Source organism: Sphingobacterium sp. 40-24, from assembly GCF_001899705.1.
GTDB lineage: Bacteria > Bacteroidota > Bacteroidia > Sphingobacteriales > Sphingobacteriaceae > Sphingobacterium > Sphingobacterium multivorum.
In genome coordinates this window covers 1-7,376 of record NZ_MKWH01000052.1, presented here as the reverse complement: position 1 = coordinate 7,376, position 7,376 = coordinate 1, and the positions used below count along the sequence as shown (strand labels likewise).

4 protein-coding genes are annotated in these 7,376 nt (G+C 41.8%); all 4 read right to left on the bottom strand.

Annotation, left to right across the window (positions count from 1 at the left end; all coding sequences use genetic code 11):
• Positions 1-290: 290 nt before the first annotated feature.
• The 4 genes from BGP15_RS18790 to BGP15_RS18775 all read right to left on the bottom strand — a co-directional run bounded on the left by BGP15_RS18790 (position 291) and on the right by BGP15_RS18775 (position 7,007).
• A complete protein-coding gene (locus tag BGP15_RS18790) occupies positions 291-1,703 on the bottom strand; it encodes a c-type cytochrome domain-containing protein (RefSeq protein ID WP_286770475.1) in 1,413 nt (470 codons plus the stop codon).
• Positions 1,700-2,572, bottom strand: a complete 873-nt coding sequence (locus BGP15_RS18785; protein ID WP_286767092.1) for a sugar phosphate isomerase/epimerase family protein — start codon at positions 2,570-2,572, stop codon at positions 1,700-1,702. Before BGP15_RS18785 ends, BGP15_RS18790 begins: the two co-directional genes overlap by 4 nt.
• Before the next feature lie 4 nt (positions 2,573-2,576).
• Positions 2,577-4,076, bottom strand: a complete 1,500-nt coding sequence (locus BGP15_RS18780; RefSeq protein WP_286770474.1) for a DUF1501 domain-containing protein — start codon at positions 4,074-4,076, stop codon at positions 2,577-2,579.
• 174 nt (positions 4,077-4,250) lie between these two features.
• Positions 4,251-7,007 (bottom strand): DUF1553 domain-containing protein, encoded by a 2,757-nt coding sequence (locus tag BGP15_RS18775; protein WP_286770473.1) that lies wholly within the window; start codon positions 7,005-7,007, stop codon positions 4,251-4,253.
• Between the last annotated feature and the right edge of the window lie 369 nt (positions 7,008-7,376).

The window sequence follows — 7,376 nt, the reverse complement described above, 5'->3', positions numbered from 1 at the left end:
ACAGTAGCAACCTTTCGGCTACTACTGCTTAAATTTAAGTATTTTTAATCACTGAAAATCTGTATCGTTTTTTCAGGACTAGTCATCGTCACCTCCGCATTCCTATTCCTCCTATCCCACTCTAGCGCATTTTGTATCATTCCCCTTATACATTCGCTTCGTATCTGCTAAGATATCCTGTTTATGTTCCTTAAATTACTTGTCCATGTCGCCCCAATTGTTAAATTGTACAAGAGCATTCTATTTGAATCGCGGATTTCCAGCGTATAGCCAGCAATTCCAACAACAGCTCAAAACCTGATTGTATCGGTTTCAATAAAAGGCAAACTATAATTACCGGTATCTGCCTTAATCTTAGCGTTCAGCTGCTTTATCGTAGCGACTTCCTGATTTGCGGTTTTATAGAGATAGACGTTTTTTAAACTCGGAAGGTCGTTCAGTTTTGACAGACCTTTTGAGGTAACTTTTGTTCCCGTCAGATTTAAATACGTTAATTTTGACAGACCTTTCAACTGGCTCAATCCGGCATCGGAAATTTCTGTATTTTCCAGATGTAGGCGGGAAAGACTCGGCATTGCCGAAAATGTTGAGAAAGCAAGATCTGTAACAGCTGTATTTCCTAATTTCAGCTGTACAATATTATCCTTAATACTTAATAATTCCTGTAGGTCCTTATCATTAAATTGAGGATAATTAATGGCATTAACCAACACAAAGTTATTATCTTTTGCAACTTGGATGATCTTAATACCCTTAGCCTGCCAAGCATCGATTTTATCTTTTGGCAAAGCTGGCGCCGCAGGTAAATCTGCATATAATACCGATGGAGTGTCTTTTTCCCCTGTTTCCAATTTTTTCAACAAATGAGCGATTTCCTCCGTTTGTGGTATTTCACGCACTTTTTTATCAAAATTGGCTCCTTGATCTATCCACCAGGCAATCAGTCTGATCTGATCAGGAGTTATCGGCGTACGACCTTTAGGTGGCATTCGCTTCTTATGTCCCTCAGGTAATACCAACCTGGCATATAATTCACTCTTTTTCGAATCGCTTGCATGCAGTACTGTGCCATTCTCTCCCCCTTTTAACAAATTCTCTTTTGTATCCAATGCCAGCCCCCCTTCCTGCTTTTTTTGCCCATGGCAGCTTTGACAACGCTGTTTAAGAATAGGTTGAATAATTCCATTATAGGCTTCTGCTTCCTGTGCATTTTGAACGATAAGAACGTCCTCTTTGTCTTCTTCCGTTTTAAACAGCTTTTTTAGTGCCACTGGCATAGCTTCCACAAAGTAGCCCTTTCCATGCGTCAATGTTCCACCATAGTGTCCAGTGACCCCAATCATGATTACTACGAGAAAAAAAAGCCAAAAGCGAAATGCAGAAGAAGATTCTTTACGATAGAGAAACCACAATAATAAGCTGCTCAAGGCCACGACAATTCCTAACCACTTGTGATAGCTCAGTACATCCTCCTCATAACCTCCATTTCGTGAAAGCAGATAACCCGATAAAGCAGCCACTATGGCGGCTATAGTCCCTAGGAATAAGGAGAGTTTAATAGCAGGCAAATACATAGCTCCGCCTTTAAACTGCGCAATAATTGCCATAACAAAAGCCAACAACAATATGCCGATCGGTAGGTGGACCAAAAGAGGATGAAATCGTCCCGAAAAGCCCAATAATTCATCAAAGAAAACCATCATTCTTTATATCTGTCTTTGAGTAAATGCAACATATAGACATTGATTGACCACTGATCGGCCACCGGTTGTTGTGTAAATGGCAATGTGGGTAAATAACCCGCTGGGCCAAACTCGGTTGTTATGGTTAATAACTTCATCCCGTTATCCTTGTGTTTAGCAACAACTTTATCCCACCAGGCCAAATGTTGTGCAACAATACTCTTCCATTCAGGAGCGGCGGGGTCGTTGACTTGTGGTCCTTCGGGATGCCCAATGCGTGCATGAATGTGCTCAGTTCTAGAAAGTGCCTTTGTTACGGCCTCGGTCTGATCAGAAAGCATTGATTCGTGTACATTACACCAATGTGAAATATCCAATGCAAGTTGTAACGTCGGAATCTTCTCTAAATATTCTTTTGTTACATGGGCTGCAAAACTAAATCTTCCGCGGTGTGTCTCATGATAAACGGGGATACGGTACTTATTTTTAGCTGCATCAGCAAGCTCAATCAATGTTTTGTTCTGTTCAAACGAGTAATAATCTTTACCTGTATGGCAATTAATATAATCGGGTTTCAGCTGTGCTGCTTCATCCAAATTACGCTTAAAACTTTCTTTATATTCCTCATAAGTTCCACCAGATCCCCCTGAAAGTAACCCTAAACTCAATCCATGTTTATGTAATGCATCGATCATCTCTTTGCGCTCTTTGGGACTACCAGGTAACCAGGATTCAACACCATCGTAACCTGCATTTTTCACACGGAGACAGAACGTATCCCAGGAATCACTATTTCCCCAATTGGTGCAATAATATTTAATGTGCAACTGCTGGGCAGTCATGGATAGAAAACTGCTCATAAATAAAATTAATACTAGAAATTGTTTCATTTTTTTAAATTATAGCTTGAATTAGTTCACCCTCCACATCTGTCAATCGGAATGGCCTTCCCTGAAAATCGTATGTAAATTTCTCATGATCAAAACCCAAAAGATGAAGCATGGTCGCATGGACATCGTGTACAGAACTACGCCCTTCTACCCCGGCGAACCCGATATCATCGGTCTGACCGTAACTTATACCATTACGAACTCCTCCACCTGCCATCCAGATGGTATAGGCATCGGTATGATGATCACGTCCCAGGAATGGCATGTCGCTGTTGTCCCTATTTTCTTGCATTGGTGTGCGCCCAAATTCCCCGCCCCACACCACAAGTGTTTCTTCCAGCAAACCACGTTGTTTTAGATCCATAATCAATGCGGTCATTGGTCGATCAATCTCTCGGCATTTATTTCTAAAACCGAGATCAATCGAATCTGCTGGATTTGTACCGTGACTGTCCCAACCCCAATCAAATAACTGAACGAATCTCACCCCTTGTTCTACGAGTTTCCGAGCCAATAGGCAATTATTGGCGAACGATTCCTTACCAGGCTCTGTTCCGTACAATTCGTGAATATAAGCCGGTTCATTATTGATGTCCATCACTTCAGGTACGGCTACCTGCATTTTATAAGCCATCTCATATTGTGCGATCCGCGACAAGGTTTCGGGGTCTTTAAAGGTATCGTACTCTGTTTTGTTGACGTTATTTATGGCATCAATCAAATCACGCTTCATACCCCTTCCCATTCCTTCAGGATCGGCAATGTACAATACGGGATCACCCTTTGAACGACATTGAACGCCTTGGTATACCGATGGTAAAAATCCACTTCCCCAGACACTTTTACCAGCATCAGGCGTTTTACCTCCCGATGTTAACACAACAAAACCGGGTAAATTGCTATTTTCAGATCCCAGACCATAAGTTACCCATGAACCAATGCTAGGGCGACCGAGACGGGCACTTCCTGTATGCATAAACAATTGGGCCGGGCCGTGATTGAACTGATCGGTATGCACAGCCTTCAGAAAACTCACTTCATCAACGACTTTACTAAAATGAGGCAAATGATCTGATACCCAAGCCCCACTTGCTCCATACTGTTTAAAAGTAGCCTGTGGTCCCAGCATTTTTGGAATCCCACGAATAAAAGCAAATTTCTTTCCTGCAAGCAAGGACTCCGGACAAGGTTGATTATGTAATTTCTGCAAGGCAGGCTTGTAATCAAATAACTCCAATTGTGATGGAGCGCCAGCCATATGCAGGTAAATGACACTTTTAGCCTTACCTGGGAAATGAGGTGGCTTGGGCACAAGTGGATTGAGTGCATTCAGATCCAACTTTTCTGCTGATTTTGACTGTCCCCATCCATTACAACTCGTTAACAAACTCCCCAAAGCAATACCGCCGATACCGGCCACACAATCTTTTAGAAAATGTCTTCTGGTGACAGCCTGCAATTCAAATTGTTGCACTTCTTTTATAAGCTTATTTAGGTCTTTCATCTGACTATCATTACGTATGAACGAGCTGTATCTCTAAAATTTTAGTGCGCAGCTTTAGCTCATTTCGGTTTATATTCTTACTATTTTATAGGTCTAACCTTCTCAATAAAAGACTTCGTTTTCATACGATAGTCCTTATTCAGAAGTTTCGGTTCATATTTATCATTTCAATATTTATGATTTCGTTAAAAATTCGTCCAAATTCAACACTGCATTGGCAACAAGCATGTAGGCAGCTTTTGAAGACAGGACCTTTACATTACTTTTTGCTAAATCCTCATTCAAAAATTTGGCTGCTGAATCAGGTTTTTTGCTGAAATCAACCAATGCCTTTTGATAAAGATGTTCCAGTTCCTTGAGTTTCTTTTCATCGGCATCCTTCAACATGGCACGTTTATAACCGACACGAATACCATTCCGAAGGTTTCCATTTCCCTCCTTTTCCATAATAGCCCCCAGATGTTTAGCCGCTTCGAGATAAACAGGATCATTTAATGTGGCAAGCGCTTGCAGCGGTGTATTGGTGCGAATACGGTCGACCAAACAAACCTCCCTGCTAGAAGCATCAAAAGAAACAAAAGACGGATAAGGACTCGTACGCTTTAAAAACGTATAGATGCCCCTTCGGTATTGATCTTCTCCAGCACTTTTCACCCAGGACTCACCGCTATATACAGTCATCCATACCCCATCAGGTTGGTAGGGCATTACACTTGGTCCATACATTTTGTTGCTGAGCAATCCACTTACAGCTAAAGCTTGGTCACGAATCTGTTCGGCAGATAATCTAAACCGAGGTCCCCTTGCCAAATAATAATTCTGTGGATCCTTCTCAAAATTGGAATTGTTCAAGCTAGAGGACTGCTTATACGTTCCGGATAAGACAATCTCGCGGATCAGTTTTTTAACGCTCCACTTTTTGGTATTCATCAGATCTAGGGCAAGGTAATCCAATAACTCTCGGTGAATTGGCGGGATACTCTGAGTGCCCATATCTCCCAATGGTTCAACTAGGCCCCGGCCAAATAGCTGTGCCCATACGCGATTAACTAAGGTTCGTGCTGTCAAGGGGTTTTCCTTACTGACAATCCACTGCGCAAACCCCAGACGGTTGCGCGGAGCGCCTTTCGGGAAACTATTCAGTGAAGCCGGAACTGTAGGCTGTACTTCCGCCCCCAGAGACAGACGGTTACCACGTATAAATACATTTGTTTTACGATGCATGTCTTTGGGATTTTCAATCATGATTGGCACACCTTCGGGTTGCATGTTGACCAACTGGAGAAAAGTCTTTTGAAAATTCATATTATCCAGTGACTTTTCATGTGGAAAGTTCTCACGAAATGCAAACCATTCAATCATGCAGATCGGCTGCCCATGCGCCACAGATGGATTTTTGAAAACCAGATATAAGTCATGTACACCGCGAGTCGGGAGTATGGGAGACTGAATAACCTGTCTTCCATTTGTACTCGGCAAATCAATAACGGCGAGAATTGGTCCTGTAGGTTTATCCACGTGAATTTCTAATCTTCCATCTACCGCGCCTGTCCAGAAATTCATAAAAAATTGCTGTTTATTATCCAAGTTTATCGCCCTTAACCGAGCCGATCCTCCAGTTCTAACCCCCAACCATTTCGTATCATAAAGCGCACCATCTACTATTTGATCGCTGTAATGCGCATGTATTTTGGGTTCAAGAGTGTGAAGGAATAGATCTGTTGATTTTACCAAGCTTGTATTTCCTGTCGTCGACAACCACCTTTTTATACTGTCAATTCGCTTTTCATCTTGTGCCGTATAAAAACGAAGTTTAGGATGATCACCTTGGGTGTCTTCATCTCTGGTGTTGTTAAAAAAAGCTAACGATTTATAATACTCTTCAAATTTAAAGGGATCATAAGTATGACTATGGCATTGCACGCATTCGAAGGTTGTACTCAACCATACTTGATAGGTTGTATTTAAGCGATCCAAAACCGCAGCCATCCGAAATTCCTCACTATCGGTCCCCCCTTCATCATTATTCATGGTATTGCGATGGAAGGCGGTTGCGATAAGTTGATCCTTGGTTGGCTCCGGGAGCAAATCCCCAGCGAGCTGTTCAATCGTAAATTCATCATAAGGCATATCCTTGTTCAAGGCCTTAATGACCCAATCCCGATAGGACCATATCGTGCGCGAACCATCCTTCTCGTAACCCTTCGTATCTGCATATCGCGCCATATCCAACCACCAACTCGCCCACTTTTCGCCATATTTCTGCGACGCCAGCAAACTATCTACACGCAAGGTATAAGCATCATCACGCTGATCTGCTTCAAAGGCTTGAATTTCTGCCAACGTGGGTGGAATACCAATCAGATCTAAATACACTCTCCGTAACAACAGTGCTTTATCGGCCTCATCAGCAAAGGATAATTTCTTCTCCTTCATCTTATCCAAAACAAAAAAATCAATCGTATTATTCACCCCTTTAGGTTTGACACCAAATATACTGAGCAACGAAAAAGGTTTAGGTACCTCAGTCTCCTTGGGCATTGTATATGCCCAATGCTCTCCCCATTTGGCACCTTCATCGATCCATCTTTTGAGTATATCAATTTCATCATCGTTCAGTTTAGGGGCATTGTAAGGCATACGCAATTCAGGGTCATCGGAAATCAGTCTCTTTACCAATTCACTATGTTCGCCATCGCCACGAATAATTGCTGGTTTGCCAGACTCGGCTTTGGCGAAGGCCTCATTTTCAAAAAGAAAACTTAGTCCGCCATTTTTTTTAACCCCACCATGGCATGTGATACAATGTTTATTCAATATCGGTTTAACATCAGCGCTAAAATCAATTGGCTCTTTCTTTCCAAAGGTCAAAATGCTCGTACCAATAAGCACAAGCGCCAATAATGTTAGCACCACAATCTTTTTTCTCATAGCATTGGGATATATCTACTCTATAACATTTTAGGTTTACGCACTACAACGAAATAAATAATGATTGTTTTTTTCGTTAAGTGGAGCCGAAACTATCCGATAAATGTGCTAGTTTCGAGTAGGATAAAATTAGATAACAACACTGGATTATACTAAAACTGGATTAACAGAAATTTAAACAATATTACCCTTTGCTCTTGCAAGATTTTCTGGATACTATATTCCCACTTGCTCAAAAGATTGATTTAAAACAGCATGATGTACTCTTTTCGGTTAAACTGGTTCTTCCCCACTTTTGGTGGTCAAGACGGAGCGTATACTACACGTTTCCTCAATAAGTCAAACCCCGCTCTACCATACATCTGCCTC

Bases quoted from the DNA above. Each gene is read 5' to 3' on its own strand.
- BGP15_RS18790 (WP_286770475.1), bottom strand. From the start codon at position 1,703: ATGATGGTTTTCTTTGATGAATTATTGGGCTTTTCGGGACGATTTCAT.
- BGP15_RS18785 (WP_286767092.1), bottom strand. From the start codon at position 2,572: ATGAAACAATTTCTAGTATTAATTTTATTTATGAGCAGTTTTCTATCC.
- BGP15_RS18780 (WP_286770474.1), bottom strand. From the start codon at position 4,076: ATGAAAGACCTAAATAAGCTTATAAAAGAAGTGCAACAATTTGAATTG.
- BGP15_RS18775 (WP_286770473.1), bottom strand. From the start codon at position 7,007: ATGAGAAAAAAGATTGTGGTGCTAACATTATTGGCGCTTGTGCTTATT.